Below are 14,811 nucleotides of genomic sequence, written 5' to 3' on the forward strand. Positions count from 1 at the left end.
CCAGTCACGCAGATTTATCCACTCGCCCTGTGGACAAACCCATGGACAAGCGCCAGGCATTTCCGGGTTTTCCCTAAACCTCAATCACTTAGGCGCGACGGTCGGAAATCGCCCGGGATCGGCCCGGCCCGCATGCGGCAGGCGGGGCACACCACGCGGGAAATCGTCGCGTCGGTCCGGAAAGTGTCCGGCATCATGGGCGAAATCACCGCCGCCAGCCTGCGGGAGCGCCTGGACGATGAAGTGAAGGACTCCCTTGCCGTGTTCAGGCTGGGGATGACGGTCTTATCCACGTCGATTGTGGACAATGCCATGGACAAGTCCTTGGAGACTTGATTTCAAGCCTTTAAATCAATGAGATAGTATCTCGGGCAGAAAAATGACCGGCCCATTACAAGAACCGGCCACGCAAAATTATCCACCTCGTCTGTGGACAAGCCCATGGACAAGCTTCGGGCTTTCCCTGATTTCAACGACGGAACAAAGGGTTAGGCTGAGTGGTTGATTTCCGCTCCAGGTTCTTCGTGCCCGCCAAAGCCCTTGCGCATCGCCGACAGGACCTTGTTGGCGAATTCCGCATTGCCACGCGACTGGAACCGCTCGAACAGCGCAGCGCTGAGCACCGGCACCGGTACACCCTCATCGATGGCCGCGTGCAGCGTCCAGCGTCCCTCGCCGGAATCGGACACCCGGCCGGCAAAGCCGTCCAGCCCCGGATCGGCCTGGAACGCCCGCGCCGTCAGGTCCAGCAGCCACGAACCGATCACGCTGCCCCGGCGCCAGAGCTCCGCGATTTCCGGCAGGTCCATGTCGTACTGATAGTGCCGCGGATCGCGCATCGGCGCCGTCTCCGCGTCGGTCGCATGAGCGCCCTTGCCCACGTTCGCATGGCGCAGCAGATTGAAGCCCTCGGCGTAGGCCTGCATGATCCCGTACTCGATGCCGTTGTGCACCATCTTCACGAAATGCCCCGCCCCGGCCGGCCCGCAATGCAGATAGCCCTGCTCCGCCGTGCCCGCGCCCTCGCCGCGCCCCGGCGTGCGCGAAGCGGCGTCCAGGCCCGGCGACAGCGCCGCGAACACCGGATCCAGCCGCCCGACCGCGGCGGCGTCGCCGCCGATCATCAAGCAATAGCCCCGGGTCTGGCCGTGCACGCCGCCGCTGGTGCCAACGTCCAGGTAATGGATGCCCCGATCCGCCAGCGCCTTCGCCCGCCGGATGTCGTCGTGATAGCAGGAATTGCCTCCGTCGATGACGATGTCGTCCGCGTCGAGCAGCGGTTCCAGTTGGTTCAATACACCATCCGTCAGGCCTGCCGGCACCATCAGCCAGACAGCCCGGGGGCGCGGGAGTTTTTCGACCAGAGCGGTCAGCGAGGCCGCGCCGACGGCGCCATCCGCCACCAGGCGAGCGACCACGTCGTGTTGGGGGTCGTAGACGACGCAGCCGATATTCTTGTCCATGAGCCGGCGCGCCATGCCGGCGCCCATGCGTCCCAAACCTACCATGCCGATTTGCATGTGAATCTCCGTGATTTCCGGGCTGCCTGCGCGGCAGCGCGCTTCAGCGAGATAGTACCGTCATCCCCCATGCCGTCATCAACGGCGCGCATGCGAAGCAAACGACAATGCACGGCATCATGCTCTGTTTCTCAGTTGCCTGCGCGGCAGCGAACAGCCTATTCTTCAAAGGCGTACCCATCATCTGTTTCTCAGCTGCCTGTGCGGCAGCGAACCGGCGCTGCCCGGCGAGGGCGCGTCATTTCGATTTCTCAGCTGCCTGTGCGGCAGCGAACGATTGGATTGTTGCCCGCGTGGAGCCACCCATTTTCTCAGCTGCCTGTGCGGCAGCGAACGATCAGATGGTGCGCCGCGTGTGATTTCCTTGTTTCTCAGCTGCCTGTGCGGCAGCGAACGTGGACGGCGGTTCTTGGATGACGCAAGAACATTTCTCAGCTGCCTGTGCGGCAGCGAACCCCGTGGTCCACCACGCAGGTCTCGGCGTAGATTTCTCAGCTGCCTGTGCGGCAGCGAACTCCGTCAGGGTAGATCAGAGCCCAATTTTTCAGTTTCTCAGCTGCCTGTGCGGCAGCGAACTTCGACGCTTTCAGTTTGCAGAGCCCGCACTATTTCTCAGCTGCCTGTGCGGCAGCGAACGACATGATCGAGGGGAATTTCACGCAGATCATTTTCTCAGCTGCCTGTGCGGCAGCGAACGACCTTATCGGCAAATTCATCCAGGCGCTTGCTTTCTCAGCTGCCTGTGCGGCAGCGAACAAGCCAGGCCGGGATTATCCGGGGCCGTGGAATTTCTCAGCTGCCTGTGCGGCAGCGAACGGCTGCGGCCCAAGAAGCTGCCTGGGGCATTTTCTCAGCTGCCTGTGCGGCAGCGAACCGCTTTGTGAACGCTGGGTGAGCGCACTGATATTTCTCAGCTGCCTGTGCGGCAGCGAACTCCTTGATCGACCTCTTGCATTTGGCCGCTCATTTCTCAGCTGCCTGTGCGGCAGCGAACGCCAGCTGCGCGACAAGAACGGCCAGGGCGATTTTCTCAGCTGCCTGTGCGGCAGCGAACACTCGTCGCCGCGGCGCTTTGGTGCACAGTCCTTTCTCAGCTGCCTGTGCGGCAGCGAACTCGAATGCACCCTGTCGCCCGAACAGACCGAATTTCTCAGCTGCCTGTGCGGCAGCGAACTCAAATTCAGGCCGATCCCACAGCAGCATGTATTTCTCAGCTGCCTGTGCGGCAGCGAACGTAGCGTTCGATGGGACCTTTGCCCGCGAACTTTTCTCAGCTGCCTGTGCGGCAGCGAACCGTCAGAGGCTTCAGGGTGGTTGAACCCGGAATTTCTCAGCTGCCTGTGCGGCAGCGAACATCTGCGGATTGAGCGTCAGCGTCACGAGTTGTTTCTCAGCTGCCTGTGCGGCAGCGAACACCAAGCGGACGTTCAGCGCAGGCCTGCGCTTTTTCTCAGCTGCCTGTGCGGCAGCGAACGATGCCTTGCTTGACCACCCGAAGCTTTACAATTTCTCAGCTGCCTGTGCGGCAGCGAACGTCCTGTGTGCGCGGTTCTGCTCGTTCGCATATTTCTCAGCTGCCTGTGCGGCAGCGAACATCACCTCGTCGCTGCCGTCGTGGATGACGTTTTTCTCAGCTGCCTGTGCGGCAGCGAACTTTTGGGCACAACGTGAAGCTCCTGCTCGCGAATTTCTCAGCTGCCTGTGCGGCAGCGAACGTGCCTGCCCGAACTCGCACACGAAGAACTGATTTCTCAGCTGCCTGTGCGGCAGCGAACCTGCGGTGAGATGGAGACTAGATCCTGATCCATTTCTCAGCTGCCTGTGCGGCAGCGAACGCAGACCGTTGGATGACGGACATATTGCGCGATTTCTCAGCTGCCTGTGCGGCAGCGAACACCTGACAGGCGCTGCTCGACCCAGTGGATGATTTCTCAGCTGCCTGTGCGGCAGCGAACGACATCGCCCTCCTGATCGTCGTCCGACGCTATTTCTCAGCTGCCTGTGCGGCAGCGAACGCGTTGGGCGGGATGCGGACCGATACCCAAGCTTTCTCAGCTGCCTGTGCGGCAGCGAACCGGTCGCGAGCCCGGGCGAAGGCGCGGGTCATTTTCTCAGCTGCCTGTGCGGCAGCGAACTGGATCGATCTGGTCCTGTGGGTCTACGACCTTTTCTCAGCTGCCTGTGCGGCAGCGAACGCCAGCATCAAGGCGGCGGCGGCCATGTCCATTTTCTCAGCTGCCTGTGCGGCAGCGAACACCTTCACGTATTCCATGGATCCGCCGCTCTTTTTCTCAGCTGCCTGTGCGGCAGCGAACCGACAACCGGATAACGAACTTGCGACTGACGGTTTCTCAGCTGCCTGTGCGGCAGCGAACGTGATACCTCTTCCCCCATACCGGTGCCACGATTTCTCAGCTGCCTGTGCGGCAGCGAACCTGTCTCGGACGCGCAGGAGCTGGGCGACTGTTTTCTCAGCTGCCTGTGCGGCAGCGAACACCGGGGAAGGCCCATCCTGGGCCGCCGCAGGTTTCTCAGCTGCCTGTGCGGCAGCGAACAGGCGACAGCTTCTCCGGCCGGGCCTCGTTCATTTCTCAGCTGCCTGTGCGGCAGCGAACGCAGCGACACGCTGTTCACGGCTTTCGTGGATTTTCTCAGCTGCCTGTGCGGCAGCGAACTGGATTCATCACCACGCCTGACCGGCTGTTCGTTTCTCAGCTGCCTGTGCGGCAGCGAACTAGAAATAAAAACCCCTAACTCATTGATTTGTTAAAAATCTCCAGCAGGAAAGCACGAAACACCCAAATTCCTGGGTGTTTCGTAACCTACTGATTCATAAAGGACTCACAGGAGCCTTCCAGAAAAGGGTCAAAACCAGGGCAGTGTGGCCGTACTACTCAAGCCATAGGTGTTGAATTCCCCAGCCACGGCCTGCGGTTCGGGATCCCCCAACGCCAGGAACAGGCAAAACCGCTGTCCCGTACTGGCGCTGCGCAGTTGCACATAGGGCAGATCCGGCTGCTGTTCCACGCTATCGGGGATGGCTTGCGCGGCTTGCTCGTAGGTTTCCCCCTTTCGTCGCATCCGGCGATGGCGCAGCCGATCCGCACTGGTCTTGAACTGGCGGCGCAGCAGCCGGCGATGCTGGACTTCCTTTGGAACGGCAGACAAAGCCCCCAGTTCCACATGATCACGCATCCCTCGCAGCCAGTCGGTGAACAACAAGGCATTCAAGGCGTCGCCTCCGCCATGCACCCGCATGATCCGCCCCAAGGTACGCGGCTGCATGCTGTATTGAGGGAAACTGACCCCGATTTCATGAGTGCCCAGCCCCACCAAAGCGCGGTGGAACTTGGCGTACAAGGCCCCCAACAAATGCGCCTGGCTGAACTCGGGATCAGGCAGCAGCCTGATATCGATAGAGTGAGTGCTCATGAGCATCACTTCCCGGCATCGCCGAACACACCGCCCCGCACCAGCACCGCGACGACGAAATGCTGCTGCCCGATGTCGGGGATCTTGTCCTTGAGCACCCAGTCATCGAACAAATTATAGAAATCGAGGCTCGGCTTGTCCTTGGGCTGGCGATAGGCCTTACCTTGCGTCGTGACGGAGCCATACGGCTCCACCGCGATAGGTCCCAGACCGTCCGCCCCGAAATACCAATCATCGATGGTCCGGATGGCATTGCCCAGTTTCTGGGAATGGATCGCGGCCACGCCGCCCACATGATAAAGCGTCTTGCTCTTGTCACCCCGGCCCCGCTCCAGCACCAGCTCCTGGGAAGGGAAGACTTCCTGCCCCGCCCCGATCCGGGCGAAGGCCGTGACCTGCAGCAGGACATGGCGCTTGCCCGCCAAGCCGTCCGCGATCAATGCCGCCACGGCATCCCGGTCCGCCTGAGCATCGCCCGTCTCGAAATTCCTCAAGCTCAGGGACAAGGCATCGAAAGTCCAGCTTTGCGTGACCCGCCCTCGCTCCAACAGAGAGATGATCACGCACACTTCTTCCGCGCCTACCCGGTTGCGCCACAGGAAACGGCCATTGGCGAGGTTATGGGCGTAGCGGCGCGCCAGTTCGGTAAAACCATTGGCCTCGACATAGCCGCCGACCGCCCGCAGCAGCCTGGCCTCGTAATCCGCGTCATTGCAGGCGGAAGGTTTCCCTGTCCCGGGCAGCACGCGCAGCGTGAAACTCACCTTCAGCGTATCCGCATCGGCAGGCAATGCGGCTACATCCACCGTCTGGAGGTTCGGATTCTCAATCGCGGCATCCAGCTTGGCGGGATCCTGCTCGGAAGCCTTCAAACGATTGGAAATCGTGCCGCGCACGGACTTTTCCTTGATGCCGACAGCTGGCCACTGATCGGCTTCAGGCTGATCATCCCACTGCCCCGCGGCGAACAAAGCGTCGGACGGGTCCAGCTTGCGCTCAAAAGCAAGGACGGAAGCGGTTTTCAAGGACATGGCAGTTCCTTTTTTGATGAATATCGGTTTGCAATCAAAGGGGTTCCGCGCTCATCGGCGGATAGGGTGGGAGTTCGGCGCCATCTTCCATTGGCAAAGGCTCATAGCCATTGCGGCAGCGGTAGAAGCCGTCTTCATGTGATTCGCCCCACCAGAGAAGATCCCGCACGCTGTGCAAACGGTGCGGACCGATCCACTGGCCAATGGAATACACCCCTTCCACGAACCGGAACGGCGTGCTGGTGTCACGCGCATTGGCGACCTGCCCGCCGGCATACAGTTCCGACAGCGCGGCATAACCGATCGGGATGGGCACGATCCAGCCCGTCCCTTCGGGCCGATCATGGGTCCAGACGACACGGTTTTTTTCATTCCTGCCGCTGTGATAATTGAAGCGCGACAGATCCAGCCAGGCATCCAGCGCGGTGGCCCCAGAATCCTGTCGGCGCAGTTGCTCCAGACGCTGCTGCAACAGGTCGTCCCGGCTCACCAGGGCAAATCCAGGCAGCCACTGGCGGCGCAGGCGCCGGAAAAGCGCGTGCCGATCCGCTTCCTGATCCGGCCAGCCGATCAGCGCCGGCGTGATGCGGATGCCCGGGCCGGGTTTCGGCGGCAGCACCGTACCGCCGGCAACCCGCATCGAACCCAGCAGCTCTCGGATCATCCAGGCGATTTCCCGTCGGCGCGTCTCATCGCCCCCGAACAGGGGATGGACCTCGTCAACCTGTTGGACCGCCCCCACCTGGAACACCAGGGTCAGGTCCAGATGGATGCGGCCTTCCTCGACAATGGCGGCGGTGGCGCCATCCTTGTCCACCGGATTACGCGTCAGGTGAAAGGTCCGGACGTAGCCCTCCCTGGCCTGCTCCTGGTGCCAGTGGCAGATCACCCCGACTTTTTCCAGTTTCAGGGGGACGTCCGCCGCCGCCAGCTTTCGCCCCAAGGCCCACATGAGGCCCAGAAACGCCGTCATGGACGGAAAACCATGCGTCAGAGGACTGGAAATCGTGTTGGCGTTCTGAACCCGCACGTGCGGCAGGATCAGCACGCCGTCGATCGCGTGGTCTTGCGGATTCATACCTCGCCCCTCCGGGTCGGAATGTAGTGAGGCGCGTCCAGATCGGTACGCAGCTCATGCAGCGCACGCACCCAGCCCGCCTCGTCCTCATCCAGCAGCAGTTCTTTTTTCCAGTGGCGGTGCTCGACATCCCCGACATACGGAAAGTGGGTCTTCAACCGCGCATTCAGCCAATTGCCGAAGCGGTGGCCGATCCGTGCCGGCCAGTCCATGGACATCCAGTCGCTGCGGAATTGGCCGCCGTCTTCGGCACGCCAGGGATCGAGCCAAAGTCGTTCCTCATAGACCAGGATGCAGCGAGGATCAGCCGTCCAGCCTTTGGGCAGGCTGCGGCGGATTTCGCTGGCCATGGCCACCAGCTCATCGATCAGATTGCCCACATAGGCCTCCACCCGATCCCGGGTTTCCGCATTGGATGGCGGATCCTTCTGCAAAAAGCGCAACAAAGCCCGAAGAATCGTTCGGACGTCCCCATGCCGCATCAAAGTAGGGCCGAAGACGGAAGTCACGCCCCAGAGCTGACGAGGCACGCTCAGGTCCCACTGCGGCGGCAACGAGCCCAGCAGATAGCTCACCCCGCCGCGCTCTGAGTTCAGTTGTGAGATGTTCTGTGGTTTCGTACCACCCAGCTTGCGCACGGCCAGCGCGGGATAGTCCCGAAAAGCACCTTCGTGCTCCTTGCCCTCCCGGCGCGCGGCGCGCGCCGCCTTGTTGGCGTCGCCGAACCGGTCTTCCTGCAGGATTTCATGGACGGCTTGCGCCAGGGACGTGGCATACAGGGGCGCGAGCAGATGGTAGTGCGCATCATCGGCGACGTCCTCTCCCGCCAGCCAATACACCTGCTTGGCCAGCGCATGGCTGGCCGCGGCTTCCTCGCGAGCCCGCGTCAGACCGATGAATGCCGACCGCCATTCCCGCGCCTTGGGCTCGTCATCACTCAAGGCTCGCACGGTGGCTGGATCATCGGCCGACAGCCAATCCAGCAGGGTACGGCCATCGATTTCCAGCTTCAGAAACTTGTAGACGTCCAGCGCGGCCGCATTGCCGACCACGTCGCTGGCGAAATCGGCGCCCAGCACATGGCTGCCCACCACGACATGCGGCGCCATGCCGGATGGCTCTACATACAGATTGGTACCGCGCGCATCGGGATGAACGCCCTTGAGGGCATGCGTCACCGCCTGGATCTGGCGAACGCGCCGGGCGGCGTCTTCGAGCCAGGCGGCAGGCTGGTATTGGACCGTCAGATCTCCGCGTTTGGAATCGTCCGCCGGCAGTTTCGAGAGCTTGGCGTCCAGGCGTTCCTGCAAGAAAGCCGCAATCACATCACGGGCGCGACGGATACGTCCTGTCTGGTCTTGTTCTTCCCGCATGAATCCTCCAGGATGGGATCTTTCTCTTGATAGCCTACCATTTTTGTAAACATATTTAACTTATTGAGATTAACAATTTAGGAGCGTCCCCTAAGAATTTTTCGTAATAGATGCTCTAGTTGTCATTCCAACATCATCCTGAATCCCGGTAAACGGTATAAAATGGGGATCATATGGCAATCCAGTCCTTTCTCTGCGGGGAGACTCGGCGCCTGTTCACGACCGGCCGCACACGCCGTTTCACAAGCATCCAGCACACGGCTGAACGCAAACTGGCACAACTGGACGCTGCAGTCACACTGGACTTCCTGCGCAAGACGCCCGGCAATCGGCTTGAAAAACTGACGGGCAACCGACTGGGACGCCACAGCATCCGGATCAACGCCCAGTGGCGTATCTGCTTCATCTGGGCGGACGAAGGCCCGGCGGAGGTCGAGATTGTCGACTACCACTGAGAGCCGATTTTCCGGAAACGGCACGTCATGGAAGGACCCTGAACATGATCAAAAACGGCATGCGTCCCGTGCACCCGGGCGAGATTCTGCGCGAGGACTACCTGATCCCCCTGGGGATGAGCGCCAACGCCCTGGCCCGCCATCTGCGCGTCCCGGCCTCCCGCGTCAACGACATCCTGCTCGAACGGCGCGGCATCACGGCCGACACCGCGCTGCGCCTGAGCCGTTATTTCGGCGGTGACGCGCAATCCTGGCTGAATCTCCAGACCGCCTTCGATCTGCGCACCGCCGAGCTCAACCCGGAACTGCAAACAGCGCTGGACTCGCTGCAACCCATGGAATCCGTCCCCGCATAGCGGCAAGCTCATCCATACGCTCATTGCCCACCTTCACCCCTTCTCCGAGAACCCCAGCGCCGGATGCCAGCGCCAGCCTTCCTCACTGGCGGGCAGCGTGGCCCGCGTGTACCTCAGGGCGAATGCCTCCAGGGACAGGCCCAGCGCCTCGGCCTGGCTTTCCATGCCGCTTTTCCAATCCTCACCCACGCTCCAGCGGCTGATCCCTTCACCCTGGACCTCGGCCTCCGGCACCGGCCAACACTGGCTGGCACCGATCGGGATGTAGAGTTCCTGGAACTTGCGCTCTCCCTCCTCCACCCGGCACAGGCAAGGCACCTCGTCCTCGTCCGGCTTCCAGACCACTTCCACATCGGGGCGCGGCTGATCCCGGAACGGCTGCGCCTGTTGCAGAAAGGCGGCCAGCCGCGCGTGGTCGCGCAGCCAGAAGCTCGCGGCATTCAGCCGATGCGCCGGCACAGGCGGCAGCATCTGGGACACCATCCGGACCTGCTCCAGGTCGGCCAGATTACCGGCGGGCTGGCGATCCGATTCGGCACGGGCGACGATGCGCGGCTGCGCATCGATGGGCATGCATTGCTCACCATCCAGCCAGGGCGCCAGCAACGCCGTCAGGCTGTGCGGCCGTAAAGGGCACTCCAGGCTCTCGAACCCTGGCTGGCAAAAGGCCGGCTGACCCGGCTGCTCGAAATGCCGCAGATTGCTGTCGCACACCAGCACATTGGGCTGTGACGCGACCTTGTCACGGCGATGGCGCCACACCCGCCCCGCAAGCTGGATCAATGAGCGCATCGAGGACGGCTCGACCACCGCCCAGTCATAATCATGATCCCGCCCGACCTCGGTCACGGGGGAGCCCAGCACCACGAATAACTGATCCCCGGCCCCCACGGCATCGATACGCCGGCGGACATCCGGCAGATCGAACACGGCGTCCTTCCGGCGCCGGTCCAACGCCGTATCCAACTGGTTCTCGATCTTGGACCGCAGGCACAGCGGGAACTGGGAATGGTAGACGCACAGGTGAATATGCACGCCCGGCGACACCCCCAGGCGGAACAAAGCCAAGGCCACATCGAACAAGGGATTGATATTCGCCATGCGGATCAGACCAAAGCTGACGCGCTTGCCACTGTGTGGATCCTCGGTGCCGTGCCAGGCATGCAAGCGCACAGCCGCATCCCGGAGAATGCCCGCGAAGGCGGCTCTGCGATCCGCCTTCTCCAGTGTCCGCAAGGTTCCAGACAACGGCAGCAGACGAGCCAACCGCCGTACCGCCTGCGCGCCCAATCGCTGCGCACGTGTCGCTGAAAACGCCTGGTGCGTCTGATCGAACCGCCCGGCATCCGGGCAGTCCGCATGCGTCTGCGCGAACTCGTCGATCCAGAGACAGCAGACAGCGGGCGCTTCCGACGGCCGAACACCGCGGTTGCGCTGGAACCAGCGGCGCCCCTCCAGGTAAGCTGCGAACAACCCCTGGACCAGCGCGGGCGGCAAGGTCGCCGAAGACACCAGGACGCGCGCGCCCAACAAGCCGGCCCAGTGCACCAGACGCGCCAGCGCCGGCAAATCGGACAGGTCGAAATCATCCGGCTCGTCCAGCACCAGATCCCCCGTCATCAGACGCAACATGGGCGCGATCTGGCGACCGCCGCGCAGGCCCTCCGTCGCCGGCGCCAGATGATCGACCGTGCAGACCAGCAAAGGCGCCGCCAGAAAGCGCCGAACCCCGGCATCGCGCCCCAGATGGTCCAGCACCGGATGATGGTCATTACCTTCGTAGACAACATGCGTCGTCTCATCCAGCAGGGATTGCCGGGACGCGGAGCCGCTGTCTTCGGCCAATTGCGCGTAGTACTGGAACAATTCGCGGTTCGCCGCGCCCCCGACCCGAATGGCCAATTCGTCATCCGGCAGGCCCAGATCCTTTTGAAAGCTGCGGCCCGTTTGCAGGGTCAGCGCACGCAAACCAATCGCAAACGCGCAGCGCAGACCCAGCGCGGGGTCGGCCAGCGCATTCATGAACCGGGCGTTCCCCAGCGTCTTGCCGCATCCGGTCGATGCCATATTGACGATGAAGGCGCCTTGCTCCGCCGCCCGCAGGCGCACGCCGGCGGCCAGATCGGCCGCCTTGTCCTGCCAGCGGAACGCGGGGTTCGCACTGCGCTTTTTCAGGCCGCGATGGCCGATCAGATGGCGCAGATCCCGCGTCAGGATCGGCAGCGCATGCACGATCCGGCCCGCATGCAGCTCGACGCCCAGCAAATGCTCGTCCAAAGGCTGCAACAGCGCGCCGGTCGCGCGCCGGGTGTTGGCATACAGCGGAAAATCCTTCTCCCCCCGCGTCCGATCTTCTTCAGCCTCCAGGCTGGAGTAATGATGATCCCCCAGCATCAGCGCCAAACGCGACACGTGCATGATGAAAGGGTCTTCCAGGCAATCCCCGACCGTCGGCAGATCCTGCAACAGTCCCCGGGCGATACGCGCCGCCCGCTTGCGCCATTGCACGGTCCGCACCGGCAGCCCCTCGGGGAATTTCCAGTATGGATCCAGCTTGCTCCTGGAGAGCTTCAGTTCCCCCCACGGCTCGTTCCAATCCGCGTCGATCTGACTCAATACGGCATCCAGGCTCTGGCCTTTCACCCCCCGGGGCGACCGACCATGCCACAGCGAGATCGATTCAAGCGATTCCGTCGGGCTATACGGCAAGGCGGGCAGGCGGTGATGCGTCAGCACCAGCCAGGCCACCGCCTGAGCCAAGGGAGGCAAACCCTTGCCCGATAAAGCGAACGGCCTGTTGTCACGCGCCGCCGGATCCACGCCATCCCGCAACAGACGGCCTGTCTTGTGATCCAGCCACGGAGCCTGGAAACGGAGTCCGTCCACACCCTCCCCACCGCCCTCGATCAGACGCCGCAACCAGCCCGCATCATCATCCTGGCCCACGAAGGCCTGGAACAGGCGCACGGAAACCCACTCATGGCGATAGCGGTTCTTTTCCCGAGGAGAGCCGGGCCGCAATCGGTCCTGGAAGGACTGGGTCGCCTTGCCCAGATCATGCAACAGCGCGGCCAGGGCGGCGATCCGGCGGATCGTCCGCAGGCTGTGCCAATCGTTCTCGTCATCACGCCGCAGCACATCGCCGGCGGTGGTGTTCGTCGGCACGGCGCCCTCGGCATTGAACTGCCGGGCGTCACCGACAATCCACAGCAGTTCGCTATGATCACGGCCCCGGATCCAGTGACAGGCCACGGCCGTGTTCTTGCGCGCAGTCTGGCGCAGCAGTCTTCTCAATGTGTCCAGACCCGCCCGGGTGATCGCCGTCTGCCAGGTCCGGTCACCCCGTCGTTCGGCGAACTGATCCAGGATCCGGCGCGTTTCCGTCAAAGCCCGCTTGCTGCATTGAGACACCAGCAGGACATTCATGCGCCACCTTTCAGGCCCGAAGCGGCGGGAGCGCCCCGACGAGCGGTCGTCAGGGCGATTTCCTTGATTGTGTCGATCATGAAATCCAGGGACTCGCCGCGCGTCAGCGCCTCGATGCAGTTGCGGCGGAACTGCTGCTCGTCGTCGCCCCGCATGGCGGACAGGAAAGCCTGCGGCAGGATACAGGCATCCTTCACCAGATCCGCTACGTCGAATACCAGGCCGCCGCGCCGCGTTTTCCCATGCAGAACCGCCAGGCCATGCGGCAGGCCCAGCACCCAGCACGCCGTGGCGCCCAGTCCATAGGCCAGATAATTGCCATGATCCAGAAAACGGTTGGCCGGGTCGGTACCGGTCCCCCGTTTGGCGCGGGTGAAATCATCGCCATAACCGACCGCGTCGACGGCCATCTTGAACAACGCCTTGGTGAGCCTGGCTTCCTCGGTCAGCAAATCGACTGTTTCCCCGGCTTGATCCACGCGCCGCACGCTCTGGGCCAGCAAGCCATCCAGCCGCTCCACATTCACATTGAAACCGGCCTCCTTCAGGCCCGCCTGGTGCCATTCCTCGCCCAGGCGCCGGATGCGGGCCTGCTGCAAGGCTTTCGCCGCAGCCAGCCGTCGAGCGTCATCGAACCAGAATTCCACCCACGCCTGCAGGTACTCCGTCGGCCGATATTCACTTTGCGGACTAAGCCCAATACTGTTCAGATAATGACGGGAACAGGTTGATGGATCAGGTTCAGTGGAGTGCGTCGTCGGCGGATGTGGTAGTTACTCATCTTGCGCTTGACGCCGCGCGGATTGGATCGCCCGCGACTGCTGACGCAGCGGCCCTGGGCAATCTCAGCGAGCAGGTTGCGCAGCCAGTCAGCCAAGCGCTGAGGGGGGAATGGCCGCAGCTTGCGGCAACTTGCGCTTGATCACGCGCACGGCATGTATGAAGCTGAGCCGATCGGTGTCCAACCCGCGTGGCCAGGCGGCCTGGGTCATCAATTGGCGGATGGCAAAGTGCGCCAGCAGTAGCCCCCAGAACTCCTGCTGCACCAGGTCCGGAGTCTTGCTGCGCAGCACGGTGCTGTTGGCCTTCAGATGAGTCTTGAGCTCATCGAAGACGCCTTCGATCTCCCAGCGCTCATGGTAGAGAGCCGCCAGTTCCAGGGCAGGCGCCTGCTCGGGATCGAGCAGGTTGGTGACCAGCCGGTAGCTGTGCTCGGTCGGTGTGGCGGCTGCCTGCAAGGTGTAGTCGATGACACGCACGCGCTGGCCGTTGCGGCGTTGCCGGTCCCCGCTCTCGAAGATCGTGCTCAGGTAGGAGCCATCATCGAGCCTCTGCTCGACGGGCAGAGGCCGTCCGGTCTTGGCACGCCACAATAACTTGGCTTGACTGGCGCACGCGCTGCGCCACAGCGGGAAGCCGAAGAAATTGCGGTCGGCCAGCACCAGCATGTCCGGCTTGAGTGCCTGGGGCAGCATCTGTGCCGCCATGGCCTGCTCGCTGCTCGCGCAGGGCGCCAGTTCGGCCGCCACCACCGCATGCGTGCCACACTCCACCAGCCCAAGCACTCGCGTCTGCGGGAACGCGCTTTGCCCGCGTCCGCTGGCCGGATAGCCGAAATGCAGAGCGTTGGCCTGCTCGTCGGCAACATCCAGGCAACTGCCGTCCAAGGCCATTACCCGTAGTCCTCGGTACCAGCATCCAGGCGCATCGTTCCCCGCCAAGGGTCGTAAGACCCGTCTGGCCAGTTCGCGCATCACCTGCGGGCCCAGGCGGCTGCGCGCCTGCGAAATGGCTGACTTGCTCGCCTGCACCGCCTGGGCTCGCCCGTCCCCAAGCCACTGCAGGCCCTCGCACACCACCCGCAGCACTTCCTCCAGCGGCGCTTCACGCCATAAGGCCAGCGCCATCACGTAGTACACCACCGCCGGGGCCGGCAACTGCCGTTCGCGCTGGCTCGCTCGCCCCGTCGCGCTCAACACTTCCTCGATCAACGACCTCGGACACACGCTGGCCAGCACTCCCGCGCTGATCAGATGCGCCACGTCTACCTTGGCCGCAAGGACCTTGCGCGTTCGGGACATCCGCTCTACCTCACCTTGGGGTGATAAAGATAGAGATTATCCCTCAAAAAATACTATCT

The 14,811-nt window shown here is 62.8% G+C and carries 12 protein-coding genes and 1 CRISPR repeat array; of the genes, 3 read left to right on the forward strand and 9 right to left on the reverse strand.

The genetic code is table 11. The features are described from left to right. Positions 1 to 195 precede the first annotated feature (195 nt). A complete protein-coding gene (locus ACTPOE_RS07885; RefSeq protein ID WP_458872841.1) occupies positions 196 to 336 on the forward strand; it encodes a hypothetical protein in 141 nt (46 codons plus the stop codon). 152 nt (positions 337 to 488) lie between these two features. Here ACTPOE_RS07885 and gnd read toward each other — a convergent pair whose 3' ends face one another. From gnd to csy1, 5 genes are all read right to left on the reverse strand, one after another. Then, positions 489 to 1,520 carry a phosphogluconate dehydrogenase (NAD(+)-dependent, decarboxylating) gene (gene gnd, locus ACTPOE_RS07890; RefSeq protein WP_458871663.1) on the reverse strand — a complete coding sequence of 344 codons (1,032 nt, stop codon included), beginning with the start codon at positions 1,518 to 1,520 and terminating at the stop codon, positions 489 to 491. Between the two features lie 127 nt (positions 1,521 to 1,647). Beyond that, a CRISPR array of direct repeats spans positions 1,648 to 4,255; the repeat unit is 28 nt; unit sequence TTTCTCAGCTGCCTGTGCGGCAGCGAAC. A gap of 130 nt (positions 4,256 to 4,385) precedes the next feature. Then, positions 4,386 to 4,952 (reverse strand): type I-F CRISPR-associated endoribonuclease Cas6/Csy4, encoded by a 567-nt coding sequence (gene cas6f / locus ACTPOE_RS07895; RefSeq protein WP_458871664.1) that lies wholly within the window; start codon positions 4,950 to 4,952, stop codon positions 4,386 to 4,388. Between the two features lie 5 nt (positions 4,953 to 4,957). Continuing rightward, the gene (gene csy3 / locus ACTPOE_RS07900) at positions 4,958 to 5,983 is read right to left on the reverse strand and encodes a type I-F CRISPR-associated protein Csy3 (protein WP_458871665.1); all 1,026 of its coding nucleotides are present in this window, start codon (positions 5,981 to 5,983) and stop codon (positions 4,958 to 4,960) included. 34 nt (positions 5,984 to 6,017) lie between these two features. Continuing rightward, positions 6,018 to 7,061, reverse strand: coding sequence for a type I-F CRISPR-associated protein Csy2 (gene csy2 / locus ACTPOE_RS07905; protein WP_458871666.1), 1,044 nt, complete (start codon positions 7,059 to 7,061; stop codon positions 6,018 to 6,020). After that, positions 7,058 to 8,434, reverse strand: coding sequence for a type I-F CRISPR-associated protein Csy1 (gene csy1 / locus ACTPOE_RS07910; RefSeq protein ID WP_458871667.1), 1,377 nt, complete (start codon positions 8,432 to 8,434; stop codon positions 7,058 to 7,060). The genes csy2 and csy1 overlap by 4 nt, the downstream gene beginning before the upstream one ends. Before the next feature lie 173 nt (positions 8,435 to 8,607). Between csy1 and ACTPOE_RS07915 the strand changes: the two genes are divergently transcribed. Continuing rightward, positions 8,608 to 8,889, forward strand: a complete 282-nt coding sequence (locus ACTPOE_RS07915) for a type II toxin-antitoxin system RelE/ParE family toxin (protein WP_458871668.1) — start codon at positions 8,608 to 8,610, stop codon at positions 8,887 to 8,889. A 44-nt stretch (positions 8,890 to 8,933) separates the two neighbouring features. Further along, the gene (locus ACTPOE_RS07920) at positions 8,934 to 9,245 is read left to right on the forward strand and encodes a HigA family addiction module antitoxin (RefSeq protein ID WP_458871669.1); all 312 of its coding nucleotides are present in this window, start codon (positions 8,934 to 8,936) and stop codon (positions 9,243 to 9,245) included. Positions 9,246 to 9,278: 33 nt separating this feature from the next. Here ACTPOE_RS07920 and cas3f read toward each other — a convergent pair whose 3' ends face one another. From cas3f to ACTPOE_RS07940, 4 genes are read right to left on the reverse strand one after another with little or no spacing between them, the layout of a single operon-like run. Next, positions 9,279 to 12,671 (reverse strand): type I-F CRISPR-associated helicase Cas3f, encoded by a 3,393-nt coding sequence (gene cas3f / locus ACTPOE_RS07925; protein WP_458871670.1) that lies wholly within the window; start codon positions 12,669 to 12,671, stop codon positions 9,279 to 9,281. Continuing rightward, positions 12,668 to 13,318, reverse strand: a complete 651-nt coding sequence (gene cas1f / locus ACTPOE_RS07930) for a type I-F CRISPR-associated endonuclease Cas1f (protein WP_458871671.1) — start codon at positions 13,316 to 13,318, stop codon at positions 12,668 to 12,670. Before cas1f ends, cas3f begins: the two co-directional genes overlap by 4 nt. A 59-nt stretch (positions 13,319 to 13,377) precedes the next feature. Further along, positions 13,378 to 13,548, reverse strand: a complete 171-nt coding sequence (locus ACTPOE_RS07935) for a hypothetical protein (RefSeq protein ID WP_458871423.1) — start codon at positions 13,546 to 13,548, stop codon at positions 13,378 to 13,380. Then, a complete protein-coding gene (locus ACTPOE_RS07940) occupies positions 13,541 to 14,752 on the reverse strand; it encodes an IS4 family transposase (RefSeq protein ID WP_458870980.1) in 1,212 nt (403 codons plus the stop codon). Before ACTPOE_RS07940 ends, ACTPOE_RS07935 begins: the two co-directional genes overlap by 8 nt. Between the last annotated feature and the right edge of the window lie 59 nt (positions 14,753 to 14,811).

The organism is Castellaniella sp. WN, from assembly GCF_054457555.1.

What these genes read in the sequence shown, in the direction of transcription:
- ACTPOE_RS07885 (WP_458872841.1), top strand. Translation starts at nt 196, where the DNA reads ATGGGCGAAATCACCGCCGCCAGCCTGCGGGAGCGCCTGGACGATGAA.
- gnd (WP_458871663.1), bottom strand. Translation starts at nt 1,520, where the DNA reads ATGCAAATCGGCATGGTAGGTTTGGGACGCATGGGCGCCGGCATGGCG.
- cas6f (WP_458871664.1), bottom strand. Translation starts at nt 4,952, where the DNA reads ATGAGCACTCACTCTATCGATATCAGGCTGCTGCCTGATCCCGAGTTC.
- csy3 (WP_458871665.1), bottom strand. Translation starts at nt 5,983, where the DNA reads ATGTCCTTGAAAACCGCTTCCGTCCTTGCTTTTGAGCGCAAGCTGGAC.
- csy2 (WP_458871666.1), bottom strand. Translation starts at nt 7,061, where the DNA reads ATGAATCCGCAAGACCACGCGATCGACGGCGTGCTGATCCTGCCGCAC.
- csy1 (WP_458871667.1), bottom strand. Translation starts at nt 8,434, where the DNA reads ATGCGGGAAGAACAAGACCAGACAGGACGTATCCGTCGCGCCCGTGAT.
- ACTPOE_RS07915 (WP_458871668.1), top strand. Translation starts at nt 8,608, where the DNA reads ATGGCAATCCAGTCCTTTCTCTGCGGGGAGACTCGGCGCCTGTTCACG.
- ACTPOE_RS07920 (WP_458871669.1), top strand. Translation starts at nt 8,934, where the DNA reads ATGATCAAAAACGGCATGCGTCCCGTGCACCCGGGCGAGATTCTGCGC.
- cas3f (WP_458871670.1), bottom strand. Translation starts at nt 12,671, where the DNA reads ATGAATGTCCTGCTGGTGTCTCAATGCAGCAAGCGGGCTTTGACGGAA.
- ACTPOE_RS07940 (WP_458870980.1), bottom strand. Translation starts at nt 14,752, where the DNA reads ATGTCCCGAACGCGCAAGGTCCTTGCGGCCAAGGTAGACGTGGCGCAT.